This is a genomic window from Streptomyces durocortorensis, assembly GCF_016901035.1.
Lineage (GTDB): Bacteria > Actinomycetota > Actinomycetes > Streptomycetales > Streptomycetaceae > Streptomyces > Streptomyces durocortorensis.
Genome location: NZ_JAFEUF010000034.1, coordinates 16205 through 36223 on the forward strand (window position 1 = coordinate 16205; position 20019 = coordinate 36223).

22 protein-coding genes are annotated in these 20019 nt (G+C 72.0%); 20 read left to right on the top strand and 2 right to left on the bottom strand.

Features of this window, described 5'->3' with window-relative positions:
• The first annotated feature begins 294 nt into the window (after nucleotides 1-294).
• From JS521_RS09890 to JS521_RS09975, 18 genes are all read left to right on the top strand, one after another.
• Nucleotides 295-1302: a TauD/TfdA family dioxygenase gene (locus JS521_RS09890; RefSeq protein ID WP_205082338.1), complete on the top strand. Its 1008-nt coding sequence runs from the start codon at nucleotides 295-297 to the stop codon at nucleotides 1300-1302.
• A gap of 34 nt (nucleotides 1303-1336) precedes the next feature.
• Nucleotides 1337-1735, top strand: a complete 399-nt coding sequence (locus tag JS521_RS09895; RefSeq protein WP_205082339.1) for a cupin domain-containing protein — start codon at nucleotides 1337-1339, stop codon at nucleotides 1733-1735.
• A 77-nt stretch (nucleotides 1736-1812) separates the two neighbouring features.
• The gene (locus JS521_RS09900) at nucleotides 1813-2982 is read left to right on the top strand and encodes a LeuA family protein (protein WP_205082340.1); all 1170 of its coding nucleotides are present in this window, start codon (nucleotides 1813-1815) and stop codon (nucleotides 2980-2982) included.
• Between the two features lie 13 nt (nucleotides 2983-2995).
• Nucleotides 2996-3328 (top strand): Dabb family protein, encoded by a 333-nt coding sequence (locus JS521_RS09905; RefSeq protein ID WP_205082341.1) that lies wholly within the window; start codon nucleotides 2996-2998, stop codon nucleotides 3326-3328.
• An 82-nt stretch (nucleotides 3329-3410) separates the two neighbouring features.
• A complete protein-coding gene (locus JS521_RS09910; protein WP_205082342.1) occupies nucleotides 3411-4826 on the top strand; it encodes a phenylacetate--CoA ligase family protein in 1416 nt (471 codons plus the stop codon).
• Nucleotides 4823-5776 carry a branched-chain amino acid transaminase gene (locus JS521_RS09915; RefSeq protein ID WP_205082343.1) on the top strand — a complete coding sequence of 318 codons (954 nt, stop codon included), beginning with the start codon at nucleotides 4823-4825 and terminating at the stop codon, nucleotides 5774-5776. Before JS521_RS09910 ends, JS521_RS09915 begins: the two co-directional genes overlap by 4 nt.
• 44 nt (nucleotides 5777-5820) lie before the next feature.
• Nucleotides 5821-6435 (top strand): prephenate dehydratase domain-containing protein, encoded by a 615-nt coding sequence (locus JS521_RS09920; protein ID WP_307847824.1) that lies wholly within the window; start codon nucleotides 5821-5823, stop codon nucleotides 6433-6435.
• Between the two features lies 1 nt (nucleotide 6436).
• Nucleotides 6437-7834 carry a 3-isopropylmalate dehydratase large subunit gene (gene leuC / locus JS521_RS09925; protein WP_205082344.1) on the top strand — a complete coding sequence of 466 codons (1398 nt, stop codon included), beginning with the start codon at nucleotides 6437-6439 and terminating at the stop codon, nucleotides 7832-7834.
• Entirely contained in the window at nucleotides 7831-8421 is a 591-nt protein-coding gene (locus JS521_RS09930) for a 3-isopropylmalate dehydratase small subunit (protein ID WP_205082345.1), read from the top strand. Before leuC ends, JS521_RS09930 begins: the two co-directional genes overlap by 4 nt.
• Before the next feature lie 63 nt (nucleotides 8422-8484).
• Nucleotides 8485-8868 carry a RidA family protein gene (locus JS521_RS09935; RefSeq protein WP_205082346.1) on the top strand — a complete coding sequence of 128 codons (384 nt, stop codon included), beginning with the start codon at nucleotides 8485-8487 and terminating at the stop codon, nucleotides 8866-8868.
• 50 nt (nucleotides 8869-8918) lie between these two features.
• On the top strand, nucleotides 8919-9176 hold the full coding sequence (locus JS521_RS09940; RefSeq protein ID WP_205082347.1) for a chorismate mutase: 258 nt from the start codon (nucleotides 8919-8921) through the stop codon (nucleotides 9174-9176).
• Nucleotides 9173-11038 (top strand): FAD/NAD(P)-binding protein, encoded by a 1866-nt coding sequence (locus JS521_RS09945; RefSeq protein ID WP_205082348.1) that lies wholly within the window; start codon nucleotides 9173-9175, stop codon nucleotides 11036-11038. The genes JS521_RS09940 and JS521_RS09945 overlap by 4 nt, the downstream gene beginning before the upstream one ends.
• Before the next feature lie 2 nt (nucleotides 11039-11040).
• Complete coding sequence (locus JS521_RS09950; protein ID WP_205082349.1) at nucleotides 11041-11637, top strand: cysteine hydrolase family protein; 597 nt, start codon at nucleotides 11041-11043, stop codon at nucleotides 11635-11637.
• Complete coding sequence (locus JS521_RS09955) at nucleotides 11634-12836, top strand: pyridoxal phosphate-dependent aminotransferase (protein WP_205082350.1); 1203 nt, start codon at nucleotides 11634-11636, stop codon at nucleotides 12834-12836. Before JS521_RS09950 ends, JS521_RS09955 begins: the two co-directional genes overlap by 4 nt.
• A 283-nt stretch (nucleotides 12837-13119) precedes the next feature.
• A complete protein-coding gene (locus JS521_RS09960) occupies nucleotides 13120-14121 on the top strand; it encodes an ArsR/SmtB family transcription factor (protein WP_205082351.1) in 1002 nt (333 codons plus the stop codon).
• Nucleotides 14122-14278: 157 nt separating this feature from the next.
• Nucleotides 14279-14992: a C39 family peptidase gene (locus tag JS521_RS09965; RefSeq protein ID WP_205082352.1), complete on the top strand. Its 714-nt coding sequence runs from the start codon at nucleotides 14279-14281 to the stop codon at nucleotides 14990-14992.
• 44 nt (nucleotides 14993-15036) lie between these two features.
• Nucleotides 15037-16026 carry an alpha/beta hydrolase gene (locus JS521_RS09970; RefSeq protein ID WP_205082368.1) on the top strand — a complete coding sequence of 330 codons (990 nt, stop codon included), beginning with the start codon at nucleotides 15037-15039 and terminating at the stop codon, nucleotides 16024-16026.
• 113 nt (nucleotides 16027-16139) lie between these two features.
• Nucleotides 16140-16598: a Rieske (2Fe-2S) protein gene (locus JS521_RS09975; protein ID WP_030713743.1), complete on the top strand. Its 459-nt coding sequence runs from the start codon at nucleotides 16140-16142 to the stop codon at nucleotides 16596-16598.
• A 9-nt stretch (nucleotides 16599-16607) separates the two neighbouring features.
• On the opposite strand, the gene JS521_RS09980 is transcribed toward JS521_RS09975, so the two are convergent.
• Nucleotides 16608-17273 (bottom strand): cysteine hydrolase family protein, encoded by a 666-nt coding sequence (locus JS521_RS09980; protein WP_205082353.1) that lies wholly within the window; start codon nucleotides 17271-17273, stop codon nucleotides 16608-16610.
• A 128-nt stretch (nucleotides 17274-17401) separates the two neighbouring features.
• On the opposite strand from JS521_RS09980, the gene JS521_RS09985 reads away from it, so the two are divergent.
• Entirely contained in the window at nucleotides 17402-17872 is a 471-nt protein-coding gene (locus JS521_RS09985; RefSeq protein ID WP_205082354.1) for a pyridoxamine 5'-phosphate oxidase family protein, read from the top strand.
• An 89-nt stretch (nucleotides 17873-17961) separates the two neighbouring features.
• Here JS521_RS09985 and JS521_RS09990 read toward each other — a convergent pair whose 3' ends face one another.
• Nucleotides 17962-18876 (bottom strand): LysR family transcriptional regulator, encoded by a 915-nt coding sequence (locus JS521_RS09990; protein ID WP_205082355.1) that lies wholly within the window; start codon nucleotides 18874-18876, stop codon nucleotides 17962-17964.
• 74 nt (nucleotides 18877-18950) lie between these two features.
• Between JS521_RS09990 and JS521_RS09995 the strand changes: the two genes are divergently transcribed.
• The coding region (locus tag JS521_RS09995; protein ID WP_239487031.1) for a DMT family transporter at nucleotides 18951-20019 on the top strand (1069 nt) is incomplete at its 3' end.

The window sequence follows — 20019 nt, forward strand, 5'->3', positions numbered from 1 at the left end:
CCCCCCCGGGCGGTTCCCCCCCCTGTACCTACTATAATACCCCCTAGCCCGCCCTCGCAAATTCCCGGGGAATAAACCACCCCCACTCACCCCCGCCCGGGGGGGGGCGACTCGACAAGGCGCGGACCACCCCGGCGGGGCGGTCCGCGCCTTCTGCGTCATGCCCCCCGGGCCACGCACCCCCGTACGCACATCCTCCATAGGTGGAGGGCGGTCTCGACTGTCAGCCGATGTGGGGAATGCGGCAGGTTGCTTGAATAACCGTGCCCCATCAAGCGATTCCGGGAGTCGGTTTTGGAAGCCCTGCTCGTTCTGACGGACAGTGAACGCTCACAGCTCACCGAAAGGCTGGAAACCGTCGAGGTGAGTCCTTACGAGGACTATCTCGCATTCAGTGACCGCGTCTCCAAACTGGTGATCGACGGTGGAGTTCCCGAAAGGCTGCTCCGCGCGGCCGACCGGATCAGGGAGGAACGTTCCTCGGGCGTTTCGGAGGCGCATGTCCTGCGGAACTGCCCGGTCGACGAAGACCTTCCGGAAATCGGCAACGAGGACCCTTCCGCCGAGAAGAAGAGCCACAAGGCCACGTTCATCGGCGAGGGATTCCTGGAGCTGCTGGCCCAGATCACCCGGACCCCGCTGCTCTCCTACGCGAACCGGTTCGGCGGGGACTTCTTCATCGACGTCGTCGCCATCAACAAGTACCTGGGGCAGCAGACGGGTTACAACGGCGGCGAGGTCGTGTTCCACAACGACCGCACGGCCCACCCCGTCCGGGCCGACTACATCACGCTGCTGGGCATGCGCTGCCCGCCCGACGACCTGGTCTACACCGGCTTCGTCGCCGGCCGGCGGCTCCTGGCCGAGCTGTCGCCCGAGACCCAGCAGGTGCTCCGCGAGCCCTGCTTCGTCACCCCGTTCGACGTGGTCTCCCGGGACGCCAACACCGAACTCGACAGCACTCCGTCGCATCCGATCCTCAGCGGGGTCTCCTCGCTGCGCTACCTCGACACCCACACCACGGCCGCCGGTGACGCGCCCGTCGAGGCCAAGGACGCCCTGCTGGCGCTGAAGAACGCGCTGACCCGGGTGCCCAAGCAGCGGCACCGCATGCAGCAGGGCGATGTGCTCACGTTCGCCAACCAGAGCGCCCTGCACAACCGGGAGCAGATCGAGATCCAGGACTCCGCGCGTGCGCTCGGCCGGTGGCTGCTCAAGACCTACGCCTTCTCCGACCGGGCCGCCGCCGACGCGCACCGGGACGCCTGGATCGACGGCATCCCCGGCAAGGTCGGCGACTGAAACCCCCTCCGCCCCAGGACCGGAAGAAGAAGGGATGAGCATGTCGGAAATGAACGGCACGAACGCGCTTCCGCAGCTGTACGGAGGCATACCGGGGAAATCGTTCGGCCCCGTGGACTACGAGTTCCAGCCGCTGATGCGCGACGGGCGCGTCGGCGTCGAAATGCATTCGCTGTACTCGACGCGGGAAACCGGCGCGGACGGTCCGGCGGCGGCCATCGTCCGCTACCTGCCGAACGGGAAAGCCCAGCCGCACCGGCATCCCGGATACGAGATCATCTGGATTCTCGAGGGCGAGATCGAGACCGACGACGGAGTTTATCCGGCAGGCAGCCTGCTGGTCATGCCCCCGGACAGCGTCCACACCCCGCGCAGTCCGAAGGGCGCCGTCGGATTCGTCGTATGGGAGCAGCCGGTGCGGCCGGTCGACTGAACGGTCCGCGCGCATCAGGACGGCAGGAGTTCCAGGGAGCGCCCTGACGGCCCTCCTCGATCCAAGGAGTCCGAGAAATGACCAGGAAAGAACCGCGGCGCATCGAGATATTCGACACGACGCTGCGCGACGGAGAACAGGCCCCCGCCAACGCCATGTCCTCCCAGGACAAACTCGATCTGGCTCTGCGGATCGAAGCGCTGGGCGTGGACGTCATCGAGGCGGGATTCCCGGCGTCCTCGTCCAACGACTTCGACGCCACCCAGGCGGTGTCCGCGGCGCTCTCCCGGGCCCGGGTGGCGACCCTCTCCCGGGCCCGCCGGGACGACGTCGAGACGGCCGTACAGGCGGCGGGCGGCCGCAACCACGTACTCCAGATCATGGGCACCGGCAGCGACATCCACCTGGAGCACAAGCTCGGCATCACCCGGCAGCAGGCGATCGAGGACGCCGTCGACGCGGCGCGGTTCGCCGCCTCGCTCGGGGTGGAGACCGTGGCCGTGGGCATCGAGGACGCCACCCGCGGCGACCTCGGCTATCTGCAGGAGCTGACCGAGCGGGCGGTGGAGGCCGGGGCCCGCTACATCCCCGTCGCCGACACCTCCGGCTGCGCGTCCCCCGCGGAGTTCGGTGATCTCATCGCCCGGATCCGGTCGTGGGCGCCCGCCCCGGTGCGCATCGGCGTGCACTGCCACAACGACTTCGGTGTCGCGACCGCCAACGCGATCGCGGGTCTTGAGGCCGGTGCCGACGACGTCCAGGTCACGGTCGGCGGCATCGGCGAGCGCGCCGGCAACACCGCCATGGAGGAAGTCTGCGCCTTCCTCGCCTACAAGGGCGAGCAGATCGGCCTGTACTCCACGGCCGACCTGGCGGGCATCTACGGCGTCTACAACCGGCTCCGCGAGATCATCCGGCTGGAGGAGCCCCGGAACAAGGCCATCTTCGGCAAGTACGCCTTCGGCACGGCGGCCGGAATCCACCAGGCGGGCATGCTCCGCAACCCGGCGACGTACGAGTACGTCGAGCCGGCCCGGTTCGGCAGGGAGCGCAGCCTGCTGATCAGCCGGCACTCCGGCCGGGCGGTGCTGCGCCACCTTCTGGGCGAACTGGGGCTGGAGATCGACAAGGCCGCACTGGACGAGATCTACCGCCGGTACATCTTCGAGCGCGCCGAGAGCGACTGCGAGGACATCTCCGTCCTCCGCGAGCGCCTGGCGGCCGATCTCGCTCCCGTACCCGGCTGACCGGGGCACGGAGATGATCAGCCACATCGTCTGTTTCCGCTTCCTTCCGGGCGTCACCTGGGACGACCCTCGGGCCGTGGCGGCCGAACTCATCTCGCGCGGGCACCCCGAGCACATCCCGGAGATCCGGTCCTGGTCGGCCGGCCGCAACACCACTCCCCGCGAGGCGGCCCACGACTTCGCCGTCATCGGCCTGTTCACGGACCGGGCAGCGCTGGAGAGGTACCAGAGCCACCCGGATCACCAGCGCGGAGTACGGGCCTGGCAGGAGCTGAGCACCTGGGTGGTGGTCGATCTCGACCGGTCCGCGGGCGCGCTGCTCAGCGAGCCCGGCCCGGCCGGATGAGTCCGGGCGCCCCGAGCCCGCGCCGGAACGGCCTTCCGTAACTCCTCGCCGACCTCCATGACAACCGATCGAAAGGACACCGGTGTTCACCCTCTTCAGGCCGGAACTCGCGGCCTACGCCCAGGACACCCTGACCGAGCAGCGACGGCTCCACGACGGCGGCCGGCAGCCCGGGGAACTGCACTCGCTCCAGATGGAGCGGGCGGCGGAGACCATCCGTTACGTCCGGGCGAACTCGGCTTTCTACGCCGACCGGTTGCGCGGCGTGACGGTGCCGGCGACCGGGCCGATCAGCCCCCAGGACTTCGCCGCGGTGCCGTTCACGACCAAGGACGATCTGCGGGCGGACCCGTTCGACGTCATGTCGCAGCCGATCGACCGGGCCTGGGTCTACTACGAGACGACCGGAACGACCGGCCGGGCCACCCCGTGCCCCCGTGACGAGCGGGACTCCATCGTCAACAACACGGCCCTGACCCTGGCGTACGAGAAGATCTTCGCCCAGCACGGCGAGCGTCACGTCGTCGCGGTCATGGGGCCCACCGAACTCCACTCGACCGGGGACACCTTCGGCGACGTACTGCGCAACCTGGGCCACACCGTCGTCAAGATGTGGCCGCATTCGCCGGTCGTCGGCTTCCCCCGCGCGCTGGCGCTCCTCGAACAGCTCGGCATCACCGCGATCGTCTGCACCCCCGGCATGGCCATCTCGCTGGCCAAGGCGGCCCGCGCCGCCGGGATCGACCTCCACGGCCGCCTGGGCGTCCGGCTCATCCTCACCCTCGGGGAACTCACCTCGCCCGCCATGCTCGAGAACCTGGGCGCGCTGTGGTCGGCCGCCGTCTACAACTGCATGTACGCCTCGCAGGAGGCGTCGATCATGGCCGCCTGCCACGCCGACGGCCGGCTGCACACCGTCCCGCTGAACAACCACGTCGAGGTGATCGACCCCGACACCGGGCGGGCGGTCGAGGCGGTGGACGGAGTGCGGGAGGGCGAGCTCGTCGTCACCCACCTGTACCAGGGGGCCAAGCCCCTGGTGCGATACCGCACCGGCGACCTGGTCCGGCTCTTCGCCGAGCCCGGTTCGGTCTCCGAGGTGATGCAGCCGATCGGCCGGAGCCGGGACGCGCTGCGCCTCGGCGGACGGCGGGTGTCCGCGTTCGACCTCGAACAGACGCTGTTCACCCATATCCGCGGTGTCGTCGACTACTTCCTCCTCATCGACGAGGCCGACGGCCAGGACCTCGTCACCGTCAACCTCGAACCCGTCGACGAGGCGGCCGGGGCGGCCATCGACCGGGTGGCGATCCGGCAGGCCGTCGCGGACGCCTTCGACGTCGCCTGCGAGGTCGTGCTCGGCTCCATGGACGCCATCACCAGCACGGGCGCGATGGTCAGCTGGAAGGCCGCGCGCATCCACGACCGGCGCGGCTCCGGCGCGGAGCCCGAGCGGGCGGCCGCCCTGGCGATCGCCGCGGGGCGTGGCACGCGATGACCACGACCGCCGTCGCCTCGCCCCGGTTCGCTTTCCACAACGGGGAGTTCGTCCGCGCCGACACCGTCGGCCTGCCCGTGAGCACGCAGGCCCTGCACTACGGAACCGGTGTCTTCGAGGGCATCCGTGCCTACGCCCGCGAAGGCACGGCCGGTCTTGCGGTCTTCCGGCTCCGCGAGCATCTGGAACGCCTGGAGCGCTCCGCCGGCGCGCTGCGGATCCGGCTGCCGCTGACCGTGGACGACATGAGCGACGTCGTCCTGGACCTGCTGCGGCGCAACGGCGGCGACGGCGACACCTACATCCGCCCGCTCGCCTACAAACTGGCGCTCGAACCGGGCACTCCCTTCGGCGTCCGGCTGAGCGGGGTCTCCGCCCAGTTCACGCTGACCACGGTGCGGATGGGGTCCTACGTCCGGAGCGAGGGTCTGGCCTGCAAGGTGAGCACCTTCCGGCGCGTGCCGTCCGTCAGCATCCCGTCGACGGCCAAGATCACCGGTACGTACGCCAACAACGCCCTGGCCGTGGAGGAGGCTTACGCCGACGGCTGCGACGACGCGCTGATGCTCGGTCTCGACGGCAACCTCACCGAGGCGAGCACGTCCAACGTCTTCGTCGTCGGCCGGGACGGCCGTATCGCGACCCCGCCCGTCACCGCCGACATCCTGCCCGGCATCACCCGGGCCACGGTGATCGAGCTGCTGGCGCGCGAGTTCGGCCTGCCGGTCGCGGAACGGCCGGTGGGCCGGGCCGAACTGGACGACGCCCAGGAGGTCTTCACCACCGGTACGGGTGTCGAGGTCAGCGCCGTCACCTCGATCGACCACCGCCCGGTGAGCACGGGCCGGGCCGGGGACCTGACCCGGCGGCTCCGTGACGTCTACACCGAGGTGGTACGGGGACGGCGCCCCGCGTACGCCACCTGGCTCACCCCCGTACCGCCCCGATGAACGCCCACGCCCCGCTTCCCGCAAGCACCGGTGGAAGGAAGACAGTGCAGCAACCGACAGACCAGAAATTCCTGGACATCTCCATGCCCACGACGGCGAGGGGCTGGAAGGTGGCCACCCTGGGGCCGGCCGGCACGAGCAGCGAACTGGCGGCCGAGCACCTCATAGCGCGGCTTCCCGGTGGCTCCGTCGAGCAGACCCCCGCGCTGTTCCACAGCTACGAATCCGCGTCCAGAGCGGTGCTCCAGGGCTCGGCCGACCTGCTGGTGGTGGCCAACGCGTACGCCGACGTGTCCGCGTTCTACATGAACACGGAGCTGAGCCTGGTCGGCGCCTACCACTACCGGACCCCCCAGTACGGCATCGCGGTGGTGCCCGGCAGCACTCCCTCCGGTCCGGTCCGGATCGCCAGCCACCCCGCCCCCGTACCGCTGATCGAGCAGCTGCTGCCGAAGGAGATGAGCGTCAAGGAGACCGTCCTGACCGATTCCACCAGCGCGGCCGCGCTCGCCGCGCGGGCCGGCCGGGTGGAGGCGGCGCTCACCACCGCACCGTCGGCCGAGCGGTACGGTCTCGCGTTCGTCTCCGAGACCCGGCCCATCGACATGCTCTGGTCCGTCTTCCGGCTCACCCGGGCCGTCGAGCCGGTGGCGGCCTGAGATGGGCAGGACGCTCGCCGAGAAGATCTGGTCCCAGCACGTGGTGCGCCCGCTCGACGACGGCGCCGATCTGCTCTACGTCGACCTGCACGTCCTGCACGAGGTCAACACACCCCGTGCCTTCGACGACCTGAGGGCGTCCGGCAGAACGGTCCGCCGCCCCGACCGCACCCTCGCCGTCGAGGACCACAACACCCCGACCAGACAGGGCGCCATGGAGGACCTGGCGGGGCGGCGGCAACGCGAGCTGATCCGCGCCAACTGCGCCGAGTTCGGCATCCCGCTCCACCGGCTGGGCGACGCGGACCAGGGGATCGTGCACGTCATCGTCCCCGAACTCGGCCTCGCCCAGCCGGGGATGACGATCGTCTGCTGTGACTCGCACACCTCGACGCTCGGTGCCCTGGGCGTGCTCGCCTTCGGCATCGGCACGGGCCAGGTCGAGCATGTCCTGGCCACCCAGACCCTGCCCGTGCACCGGCCGGGGGACCTCGCCGTCGAGGTCTCCGGGGCGTTGCCGGACGGGGCCACGGCGAAGGACCTGGCGCTGGCGCTGATCGCGCAGATCGGCACCGGGGGCGGGCAGGGCAGCATCATCGAGTACCGCGGCGAGGCCGTCCGCGGGCTCTCCGTGGAAGGCCGGATGACGCTCTGCAACATGAGTATCGAAGCCGGTTCGCGGGCGGGCCTGGTGGCCGCCGACGACACGACGATCGACTATCTGCGCGGCCGGCTGGAGGCCCGGGGCCGGGCCGACGCGTTCGCCGAGGCGGAACCGCGCTGGCGCGCGATGCGCAGCGACGACGACGCCCGGTTCGACGACGTCGTGCACATCGACGCCGCCGCCGTCGGCCCCCGGGTCTCCTGGGGGACCAACCCGGCGCAGAACCTGCTGATCGACGGGTCGATCCCCACCCGGGCCGACTTCGCCACCGAGGAGGAGTGGGCCTCGGCCCGGCGGTCCCTGGACTACATGGGGCTGCGCCCCGGCCAGGCCGTGCGGGACCTCTCGGTGAGCACCGTCTTCCTCGGCTCCTGCACCAACGGGCGGATCGAGGACCTGCGGGATGCCGCGGCCGTCCTCGCCGGGCGCCGGGTGGCCGACGGTGTGCACCTGCTGATCGTCCCGGGCTCGGCCGCCGTCCGGCGGCAGGCGCGGGCCGAGGGGCTGGACAAGGTGTTCGCCGAGGCCGGCGCCGACTTCCGCGAAGGCGCGGGCTGCTCGATGTGCTGCGCCCTCAACGAGGACCGTCTCGCCCCGGGCGAACGCGCCGCGTCCACCAGCAACCGCAACTTCGAGGGGCGTCAGGGCAAGCAGTCCAGGACTCACCTGGTCTCACCGCGCGTCGCGGCGGCCACGGCTGTCTCCGGCCGCCTCACCACTCCGGAGGACCTGTGAGCGAGCCCGCCCTCCGCAGGGGGACCGCGGTCCCCCTGCGCCGCGACGACGTGGACACCGACCAGCTCGCCCCGGCCCGGTTCGTCCCGTACTTCCGGCCGAACGGTTTCACGAACATCCTGTTCGCGGACTGGCGGGCGGACCCCTCGTTCGTCCTCAATCAGCCCGCCCACCAGGGTGCGACCGTCCTGGTCGCCGGCCGCGACTTCGGAACCGGTTCCTCCCGCGAATCGGCCGTCTGGGCGCTCCGGAGCGCGGGGTTCGAGGTGGTCGTCGCCAGCCGCTTCGGTGACATCTTCCGGGGCAACGCCACCATGCGGGGCCTGTGGACGGCCGAGGTCGACCACGAGGTGATCGAGCGGCTGTGGGCCGCGATCGAAGCCGATCCCTGGCTGCCCGTCACCGTCGATCTGGCGGCCCGGCGGCTGACCTGCGGAGAGGTGGAGAGCCCGGTGCGGATCGCCGAGCCGCTGCTCCGCCGGCTGCTGGAGCCGGGAGACCCGATCGCCGAGACGCTCGGCCGTCTCCCCGACATCGAGGCGTACGAATCGGCCGCCGCAGGACAGCGCCGGTCCGGCCCGGTCTGACGGCGGCCGGCCCGGCGCCGATGCCCCGAACCCCTTCCCGTACCTCTCCGGAAAAGGTCATTGATGCTCAGCGAGACGTTCTCCGCGCCCGGCGCTCCGGCCCCGGCCGCACGCTACTCACCGGTCGTACGCCGCGGACCGCTGCTGGCGGTCTCGGGCCAGGTCCCGTTCGTCCCCGGCCGGCTCGACGGGCCCGTGCCGGGCTTCCGTGAGCAGGCCCGGGCCGTGTTCACCCACCTCCAGGAGCTGCTCGGCACCGCCGGTGCCGCCGTCTCCGATGTGCTGATGGTCAGGATGTACCTGGCGCGCGAGGAGGACTTCGCGGCCATGAACGAGCTGTTCGACGAGGTGTTCGGTGATGTCGCGCCGGCCCGCACGACGGTATGGGTACACCTGCCGGGGGGCCTGCTCATCGAGGCCGACGTGCTGGCGGTGGTGGGCGCGTGAGCACGGGTGCGGGATCCCTGACCGGCGGTGTCCGGGAGGGAGGGAGCGGCATGAGTGGCGAGGCCACCGAACCCATCGCGGCCTGGCGGGCCGGGATCGACGCGCTCGACGAGAGGATCATCGCGCTCCTGGAGGAGCGGATGGCGCTCTCCCGGCAGATCCAGCACAGGCGGATGCGCGACGGCGGCAGCCGGCTGGCCGCAGGCCGGGAGCGGCGGATCGTGCAGCGGTACGCCGACCGTCTCGGCGACGACGGGGCGCGCCTGGCCGCTCTCGTCCTCACGATGTCCCGCGGGGCCGACGGATGAGCGCGCCGGCCAAACTCGCGATCGTCGGGGGCGGCCCGCGGGCCCTGAGCATCCTGGAGCGGCTCGCCGCCCGGGCGGCCGAGGTACCGGGACCGGTGGAGATCCATCTCATCGACGCCGTGCAGGTCGGCTGCGGCCGGATCTGGCGGACCGGACAGCCGGACTGGTATCTGATGAACACGGTGGCCGGGGAGATCACCGCGTTCTCCGGACCGCCGGACGCCGGGCCCGCCCGTCCCGGAGCCGGGCCCTCGTTCGCCCAGTGGTGGGACATGACCGAACCGGGTCACGATCACGCGAACGACTACGCGCCGCGCGCCCTCTACGGGCGGTACCTGCTCTTCCTCCTCGACGCGATCGAACGGCACCTGCCCCCCTCCGTCACCCTGCACCGGCTCGTCGCCACCGTGACGGACCTGCGGAAAGAGGGAGAGGGCTACCGCCTCACCCTCGACGACGGGAGGGAGATCCGCGTCGACAGGGCGGCGCTGGCCACCGGTCACGCGCGGCCACGGCTGTCGGGACATCTGCGGGAACTCCAGCGGTTCGCCGAGAGCGATCCGGCCCTGCGCTTCATCCCCGGCGGTTCGGCCGCCGACATGCCGCTGTCCGCTGTCGCACCGGGCAGCAAGGCCGGTGTGATCGGCATGGGACTGACGTTCTACGACGTGGTGGCGGCGCTCACGGTCGGTCGCGGCGGGCGGTTCACCGAGTCGGGGAACGGCCTGGTCTACCTGCCCAGCGGCAACGAGCCCTTCCTCGTCGCCGGTTCGCGCAGCGGCTTCCCGCAGCCGGCCCGCGGCCGTAACCAGAAGCCCGGGGGGTTCCTGCACCGTCCGGTCTTCTTCACGGAGGAACTCGTGCGCGCCGCGGCGGGGTCCGAACGCCTGGACATGCGGCGGCATCTGACGCCCCGGCTGATGGCGGAGGTCGACTTCGTCCACTTCACGGCCGTGCTGCGCGAACGCTCGGGAGCGGCCACCGCCGAGGAGTTCGCCGCCCGCGTGCGGGCCGGCGGGGGCCGCTCCATCGCCGAACTGGCGCGCCACGCAGCCGACTTCGGCCTGGACGGGCTGCCGGGCCTCGACTTCGACACGCTGGCGTCGCCGTTCGCCGGCCGGACGTTCGCCGACGGGGACGCCTTCGCCAAGGAACTGCTCGCCGCCGTGGACGCCGACGTACGCGAGGCGGAGCGAGGCAACGTGGACTCGCCGGTCAAGGCCGGACTGGACATCCTGCGCAGCCTGCGCTGGATCATCCGGGAGCTAACCGACTTCGGTGGCCTGACGCCGAGTTCGCACCGGGACGACCTGATCGACTGGTACGCCCCGCGCAGCGCCTTCCTCGCGGCGGGACCGCCCCTGGTCAGGCTGCGCGAGACGCGTGCCCTGATCGACGCCGGGGTGCTCCGCGTCATCGGCCCGCAGGCCCGGTTCGCGGCGGATGCCGGGGCGGGAAGGTTCACCGTCTCCTCGCCGCAGGTCGGAGGCGCCCGTGAGGAGGTCGAGACCGTCATCGACGCCCGGATCCCGGCGGTCGACGTCCGTGCCGACACCTCCGCGCTGACCCGTGCGCTGCTGCGCCGCGGGCTGTGGAGCGAGTTCGTCAACGGCGGGGAGTTCCCCACCGGCGGCCTCGCGGTGTCCCGGTCGCCGTTCCATCCGGTCCGCTCCGACGGCCGCCCGGAACCCGGCCTGCATGTGCTCGGCATTCCCACCGAACACTCCCGCTACTTCACCCAGGTCGTCGCGACCGGCCCCACGGGCTGGAGCGAGTTCATGCGCGACGCGGACGACGTCGCGGCGCACCTGCTGCGGCCCGCCGACCTGAACACCCCCCGACCCCTGGCGATACGAGGTTGAAGATGTCCCGCTCAGCACTGCTCGTCCTCGACATGGTCAATGAACTCGTCCACCCCGACGGGCACTACGCGCACGTGTGCCGGGTGGAGGTGGCGCGCCGCAACGTGATCGAGCGTACGGCTCAGGCCGTGGAGCGGGCCCGGTCCCGGAACATCCCCGTCATCCACGTCGTCCTCGGCTACAGCAGCCACTACGAGGACTGGCCTCCGGCGTCCGACCTCTTCGGGCCGCCCGACCCCGAGCGCCGCTTCACCCTCGGCAGCTGGGGAACCCAGGTGCACGAGAGGCTGACGCCCGAGCCCGGTGAGAACGTCGTGGTGAAGCAGCGAGTGAGCCCCTTCTACGGCACGAACCTCGAATCCCTGCTCAGGTCCCGGAAGATCGGGACGCTTCTGCTCGCCGGGGTGGCCACCGATCTGGTCGTGCTGATGACCGCCCGGGAGGCACACGACCGCGATTTCGCCGTCGAGGTGCTGGAGGACGCGACGGCCACGGGCGACCAGGAGCTTCAGGACGCGGCGCTGCTCATGCTCGCCCGTACCGCCGAGGTGAGCAGCGTCGAGCGGGCGCTCCCCGCGGCCGGGCGGGTCGCCGCGTGAGGGCCGGGCCCCCGCCGGTCGCCGCCTCCATCGGGCGCTCCCCCACCGTCGCCCTGCTCGACGAGGTCCAGCGGCAGAAGGCCCGGGGCGTCGACGTGCTCAACCTCAGCGGCGGCGAACCCGACTTCCCGACGCCCGGACACGTGGTGGACGCGGCGGCCGAGGCGCTGCGGTCCGGCCTCACGCACTACACGCCGAGTCGCGGCATCCCCCGGCTGCGCGAGGCCATCGCCGCCAAACTGCTGCGGGACAACGGGATCGTCGCCGACCCGGGGACCGACATCATCGTCACCCCTTCGGCCAAACACGCCGCCTACATCGCCCTCGCCGGCGTCATCGGCCCCGGCGACGAGGTGCTGCTGCCCTCACCGGCCTGGGTCAGCTACGCCCCGATGATCACCCTGCTCGGCGGGCGTCCGGTCGACGTCCCGCTCGACCCCCGGGACGAATTCACCATCAAAACCGAACAGTTGGCGTCCGCAGTCACCCCGCGCACCCGGGCGATCCTGGTGAACTCGCCCAACAACCCGACGGGCCGCATGCTGACGGCCGCCGAGGCCGACGCCGTCGCACACGTCGCCGACCGGTACGACCTCATCGTCCTCGCGGACGAGATCTACGAGTACATCCGCTACGGCGACCGGCCTCATCTCAGCCTGGCTGCCCGGCCCGGCTGTGAGGGCCGGACCCTGACCGTCAACGGCTTCTCCAAGAGTTACGCCATGACGGGCTGGCGGCTGGGCTATGTGGCGGGCCCGGCCGCTGTGATGCGGGAGGTCGTGAAGGTCCAGGAGCACACCGTCGGCTGTGCCGCCTCGTTCGTCCAGCACGGCGCGCTCGCCGCGCTCGCCGACGAAACTCGCGGCTGCGTCGAGGAGATGGTGGCCCGGTACGACGACCGGCGCCGGCTCCTGGTCGCCGGGCTCAACAGGATTCCCGGCGTCTCCTGCGCGGACCCCGAAGGGGCGTTCTACGTGCTGCCCGACGTCTCCGGTCTCGGATTCGGCTCGGCCCAGGAGTGCGCCGCCTGGCTGATCGACCGCACCGGGGTGGTCGTGACCCCCGGAAGCGCGTTCGGGCCGACCGTGGAACAGCACGTACGGCTCTCGTTCGCGGCGTCGACGGAGATCCTGACCACCGCCGTCGAACGCCTGGAGGCCGCGCTGGGGCAGCGGGCGACCGGCCTGGCCGTGTCCTGAGATCGCCGCTGCCGCGACAAGCGGTCGACCGGCTTCTGCTCAGCAGCGGCGGCGCGCTTCCCGTGAGGGGGCCGGTTGCATGCACGACTTCGCGCAGGCGTAGGAGATCCCCGCGCCCGGCATATCCCGTGGCGGTGGCGGGTAGTGGCCTGTTCGCCGTCGGTGCGGGAAGAGGGCTGCTCCCCGCCGGTGTTCGCACGGCGGGCAGCCGGCCGGGCCGCGGTGCGGTGGCGGGCGGGGATCCCGGGTGCGGCGGCCTGACTCGCCTTCCCCTGGAGCGTCCATGCTGCGGATCCACTTCACCCCCGAGGACCTGACGCGGGTCAGGGTGGCCCCGGGCCCGGACGTCCTGTGGGAAATCACCAACAGCGTGCAGACCCTGCAACGGACGGACGGGGAGCGGGTGTTCGGCGCCTGGCGGCGCTGGGTGCGGCCCCGGCTCCCGGAGAGCCGCCTGCTGCTCTCGCCGCTCCTGCCGCCCCGCGGGTACTCCCCCGACTTCCTCACCCCCACCTCCGGCGACCGCACCACGTTCCGGGCCGCCGTCGACACCCTGCTCGGCACACCGCGGCCGAGGCTGCGGGCGGAGCTGACCCGGCTGGCCGGGACGAGGCGGCTGCCCGGCTGGGCCGCCGCCCTGGCCGAGGGCGACCCGGATGCGCTCGCCCGGCTGGGCAAGGCGCTCCACGCCTACCAGGCGGAAGCGCTCGTACCGCACTGGCGACAGGTCCGCGCGGCACTGGAGGCCGACCGGGCGCTGCGGACACGGCATCTGATGGACGGCGGCACCGAGGCGCTGCTGACCGGTCTCGGGCCGGACGTCCACTGGCGGCCGCCCGTGCTGGAGGTCACCTACCCGGTCCACCAGCATCTGCGGCTGAACGGGCGGGGCCTGGTGCTCCAGCCCTCGTTCTTCTGCTGGCCCACCCCGACCACTCTGGCGGACGGTGAACTGCCGCCCGTCCTGGTGCACCCCATCCACCACTCGGCCGGCTGGGCGGACACCGCGGGGGCCCCGGCGCCGACACCGGGCCGGAGCCCTCTCGGCCGCCTCCTCGGGCAGACCCGCGCCGACCTGCTGCGGGCCGCCCGCACCGGATGCTCGACCGTGGAGGCGGCCCGGATGCTCCAGGTGACCCACCCGGCCGTCAGCCAGCACATGAACGTCCTGCGCGCGGCGGGCCTCACCACCACCGTCCGCACAGCCGGTCGCGCCCTTCACGTCGCGACCGCCGAAGGGCGTGCGCTGCTGGCCACGGAGGACCGCCGGGCGGAACGCGCGTAGGGCGACGAACTCCCGCCCGTAAGCCTGGACTTACAGCGCTTGTGCCCGTCGCCGCCGGGCCTCCACGCTGTCCCCGGTCACCACCCGGCCGGACGGCCCCGCCCCCGTCCCCGCACGGTGGCGTTTCCGTACGGCCCCGTCCCCCACAGGAGCCCTCATGCGCGCGAGACTTGTCCCCGCCACGATCGCGGCACTCACCCTCGGAGCCCTGCTCGTCCCCGGCACCGCCCAGGCCTCCCCCGCCCCTGCCGTCCCGGTCGTGGACGTACGGGCCCACGACTCGACGGCCGGCACGGCCCTCGCCTCCGGATACGGCGAGCCGGGGACGAAGCTGCGGGTCGACGCCGGGCGGGCGGGCGACGCCCGGTGGCTGGAGATCGACTACCAGGTCCAGCAGACCGGCTACTGGTGCGGTCCCGCCGCGACCCGCATCGCGCTGTCCGCCCGCACCGCCGCGCCGAGCCAGGGCGAGCTGGCGGCGCAGCTCGGCACGACCGAGGCGGGCACCGATCACATCGGCCAGGTCACCGCCGTGCTCAACGCCCGTCTCGGCGGGGGCTGGTACGAGACCAAGGAGATGCCGAACGACCCGCCCACCCAGGCGCAGCGGGACCTCCTGTGGCACGACATCGTCTTCGACATCGACCGCAACTATCCGCTGGTCGCCAACATCGTCGCCCCGCCCGGCAACCAGCCGCCCGGCTACCCGCCGGACCAGACGATCTACCACTACTTCACCGTCTTCGGCTACGACGCGGTCGACCGCACGGTCCTCATCGCGGACCCCGCGTCCTTCGGCGGCAACCAGATCTACTGGATCTCCTTCGACCAGCTGGCCACCCTCATCCCGCCGAAGGGCTACTCCGCCTGACCCCCCGCACCAAACACCCTCACTCCCCCGACCAGGAGGTCATGTTGAGCACCCAACGCCCCACGCGCAGAGGCATTCTGAAGGCCGTCGCCGGAACCACCGCGACCACGGCACTCGGCGCCGGAGGCGTCCTGGCGTCGGCGTCCGCCGCCCATGCGGTGGGCGACGGCTTCGGTCTGCGCATCGTGGACCGCGACGAGCGCGATCCCCGTATGCGCTACTTCCGCTTCGCGACCGACGCGATCGGCTGGAACCCCGGTGTCAACGTCCTGCTGCCGGACGGCTACCACTCCGGCGGGCGCAGGTACCCGGTCCTGTATCTGTTCCACGGGGGCGGTACCGGGCAGGACTTCATCACCTTCGACCGGATGGGCATCCGCGCCTGGACCGCCGGGAAGCCGCTCATCGTGGTGATGCCGGACGGCGGCGCGGCGGGCTGGTACTCCAACCCGGTCGCCTCCAACGTCGGCCCCCGCGACTGGGAGACCTTCCACATCGCCCAGCTGCTGCCATGGGTGGACGCCAACTTCCGTACGTACGCGGAGTACGACGGCAGGGCGGTCTCCGGGTTCTCGATGGGCGGATTCGGTGCGCTGAAGTACGCGGCCAAGTATTACGGGCACTTCGCCTCGGTCAGCTCCCACTCCGGCCCGGCCAGCCTGCGCCGGGACGCCGGCCTCGTCACCCACTGGGCGAACCTGTCGTCGGCGGCTGTGGAGTTGGGCGGCGGTACGGTCTACGGCGCGCCGCTGTGGGACGAGGCGCGGGTCAGCGCCGACAATCCGGTGCAGCGTGTGGAGAGCTACCGGAACAAGCGGGTGTTCCTGGTGGCGGGGACCAGCCCCGACCCGGTCAACTGGTTCGACACGGTCAACGAGACCCAGGTCCTGGCCGGGCAGCGGGAGTTCCGGGGCGGTCTCGGCGCGGCGGGGATTGCTCACGAGTGGCACGAGGTGCCCGGTGGCCACTTCGTCCGCCCCGATCTGTTCCGGCGGGACCTGGACGGGATCGTCGCCCGCCTCCGTAAGGCCTGACGGGCCGGGCCACCTGCGTTCGGAGCGGTCGTCGGCGTGAACATCGCGGTCGCGGGGCACGTACCTCTGACCGACGTGCCCGAGACGGGGACACCGACGAAGGGAATGCCGCGATGAGCGCAACGCAGGAGCACCGGAGCCTCCTCGGACGCCGTACGGTCGTCGCCGCGGTGGGAGCGGCCGGAGCGGCTGCCGCCCTCACCGCGTGCGGCGGCGGATCGGACGACAAGGGAGGCTCCGACGCGGTCGAGCAGCCCGGCAGCGGGGGCGAACAGCAGGGCGGCGGTGCGGTGCTCGCCGCCACCGCCGACATTCCGGAAGGAGGCGGAAAGGTCTTCGCGCAACAGAAAGTCGTGGTGACCCAGCCGAAACCGGGCGAGTTCAAGGCGTTCTCGTCCACGTGCACCCACCAGGGCTGCGCGGTCAAGGACGTCTCGGCCGGGACGATCACCTGCCCCTGCCACAACTCCACCTTCGACGCCGCCACCGGCAGCCCGACCGGCGGGCCCGCCACGCAGCCGCTGCCCGCCCGGGAGATCACCGTCGAGGGCGACTCGATCAGGCTGGCGTAGGACGGGTTCTCAGACCGCCGTCGCCCCCTGTCTGCGCGGCCGCTTCCAGTTGCCGAGGACGGCGTCCGTGGTGGTGACGGTGGCGACCAGGGCCAGGGTGTTGCGGACCATGGCGGGGGTGTATTCGGCGGGCACCCCCGCGATGGCGTCGGCCGGGACGACGGCCGTGTAGCCGAGGTTGACCGCGTCGAAGACGGCGTTGGGGATGGCGATGTTGGCCGATACGCCGGTGACGACGAGCGTGCGGCAGCCGAGGTTGCGCAGCAGCGGGTCGACGTCGGTGCCGGCCAGGGGCGACAGTCCGTGCAGCCGGCGGACGACGAGGTCCTCGTCGGCCACCTCGACGGGGGGCGCGACCCGGACGGCGGTGCTGCCGGTGTACTGCTGTACGGGCAGCCGGGCGGCGGCGTGGAAGAGCCGGGCGTTGCGGTTGCCGCCGCGCCCGTCGGGCCGGCTCTCGGCGACGGCGTGCATCACCTGGACGCCGCTCTCGTGGGCGGTGGCGACGAGCCGGGCGATGTTGGCCAGCGCGCCCGACGAGCGGGCGACGGCGGCGAGTTCGGGCAGAGCGCTGTCCGGCCCCACGACGCCCTGCTGGCACTCGACGGTCAGCAGGACGGTGGTGGCGGGGTCGAGCAGCGCGGCGAGCCGCTCGTGTGATTCCCTCGACGGCACGGGCACTCCTGTCCTGGGGACGGGTTTCACGGACGGACCGGGCGCGCGAGAGTAACGGCCATTGCTTCACGAAGGAAGAGCGTCCATGATTTCTGACATCTAGTCAGACAGCGGCGGAGAGGGCGACCATGACCGACACCCAGCGACGAGGCCGCCGGATCATGATGACGCCCGAGGAGCGGGACGCCTTCCTCACCGGACAGCGCACCTGCCGGGTGGCGACGCTCGGCCCGGACGGCGCTCCGCACATCGGTGCGCTGTGGTTCGTCTGGCACGGCGGCTCCCTCTGGCTGTACTCGATCACGCGCAGCCTGCGCTGGTCCCAGCTGCGCAAGGACGCCAGGATCGCCGTGGTCGTGGACGACGGCGAAGGGTACGAGGAGCTGCGCGGCGTGGAGCTGACCGGCCGGGCGGAGTTCGTCGGCGAGGCGCCCCGCACGGGCGAACCCTGCCCCGAACTCGTCGAGCCGGAGCGGCTGTTCCCCGTGAAGTATTTCGGCATGACGGAGATGCCGCACGACGGACGGCACGCGTGGCTGCGGCTCACCCCGGAGAAGATCACCTCCTGGGACTTCCGCAAGCTCGCCGATCTCACCTGAGCCGGAGCCGGGCCCGGAGCCGGGGGGCCGGAGTCGGGGCCCGGACCCGGAGCCGGGGCCGCTGCCCTGCAGGGCTCCCCCTCAGAGGCTCACCCGCCGCCGGCCGCCACGCCTGCGCCCGCCGCACGCAGCGCGGCCACCGCGGCCCGGACCGACGGGCGGCGGTCCGCGTCCGTGCGCCAGACCGCGTGGACGTGCCGCCGCATGGTCTGCCGCACCGGCACCAGGCGCACCCCCTCGGGGACCGGGCCCCGCCCCAGCCGGGGGGCCACGCAGACGCCGAACCCGGCCGCGATCAGCGCGAGTTGCGTATGGTGCTCACCCGCGAGATGGGCGATCCGCGGTTCGATGCCCCGCGAGCGCAGAGTGAACATCAGCCAGTCGTAACAGAATTCACCCTCCGGCCAGGACACCCAGGGGTCGTCCGCGAAGTCCTCCAGCTCCACCTCTTCGCGGTCCGCCAGCGGGTGTTCGACGGGCATGGCGATGTCCGGTGCGTCGTAGAGCAGTTCGGCCCTGGTCAGCCCGCCGGGCACGGGCAGCCGCTTGTTGCTCCAGTCGAGCACGACGGCGAGATCGACGTCTCCGCGGAACACCGCGCGCAGCCCCTGCTCGGGCTCCAACTCCCGTGTACGGACGGTGAGATCGGGATGGTCGGCGCGCAGGGAGGTGAGCATCGCGGGGAACAGCCCCCGGGCCGCGGTCGGAAAGGCGCAGATCCGCACCTCGCCGACGACCTCGCCCCGCTGGGCCTCGATGTCGGACTGGGCGAGCTCCACCTGCGACAGGATCCGCGCGGCGTGGTCCGCGAGCAGCCGGCCGGCGTCGGTGAGGCGGACACCCCGGCCGTTTTTGGCGAGCAGCCGCTGCCCGACCTCGCGCTCCAGCTTGGCCATCTGCTGCGAGACCGCCGACGTCGTGACGTGCAGCCCGTCGGCCGCCCCGCTCACCGAGCCGTGCCGGGCGAGGGCGTCCAGCGTACGCAGCCGCTCCAGATTCAACATGTAAGCGATGCTACGCGATTCACCGCAGAAACATTCGCTTGTTCTACGATGTCCCCTTCGTCAGAGTGGACCTCATGAGCGCTCCCTGCGAGCCGAGGGCCACCGCCCCGGCATCAGCCCCACCCCCTCCTCCGCCCGCGCCGCCGGCATCGGCGCCGGCCGCCCGGCGACCGGCTCTCGACTGGCGGATCCGGTTCGCGGGGCTCTCGCTCATCTGGGGGTTCAGCTTTCTCCTGATCAAGGTCGGGACCGATGGCTACGCCCCGTTCCAGGTCACCTTCGGCCGACTGCTGGCCGGTACGGCGGTCCTGGTCGCCGCGATGGCGATGCGCCGGGAGCGGCTGCCGCGTTCGGCCCGGACCTGGGGGCACCTCACGGTCGCGGCGCTGCTCCTCAACGCGCTGCCGTTCTCGCTCTTCTCGTACGCGGAGCTGACGATCCCCTCCACCCTGGCCGGGATCTGCAACGCGACCTCGCCGCTGTGGGGCATGGCGCTCTCGATGGTCGCCCTGTCGGAGGACCGCCCGACCCGCCGCCGGGTGGCCGGACTGGGCGTCGGCTTCCTCGGCGTTCTCACGGTGCTGGGCGCCTGGCAGGGCTTCTCCGGCCTGGACCTGCCGGGTACGGGCATGGCGCTGCTCGCCTCGTTCTGCTATCCGGTCGGCTGGATCTACGTCCGCCGCACCCTGGCCGGGACCGGATCGTCGACGCTGGCGCTGACGGGCAGCCAGCTCCTCCTCGGTACGTTGCAACTGGCTGTGGTGACACCGCTGTTCACCTCGGCGCCCACTTCCTTCCCGCTTCTGCCGACACTCTCCGTCCTCGGCCTGGGCGCACTGGGCACGGGCCTCGCGGTGCTGCTCCAGTACGGCCTGGTCCAGGAGGTCGGTCCGACGACGGCCCAGATGGTCACGTACTTCATCCCGGTGATCGCGACGGCGGCGGGCGTGGCGCTGCTCGGCGAGCAGCTGAGCTGGAACACCCCGGTCGGCGCCCTGGTGGTCCTCGTCGGGGCGGCCCTCACCCAGAGCCGCCCCCCCCCGGCCCCCCCCCCCGGGGCCCCCCGGCCCCCCCCCCGCCCCGGGCCCCCCCCCCCCCCCCCCCGGGGGGGGCCGCCCCCCCCCCCCCCCGCCGGGGGCCCCC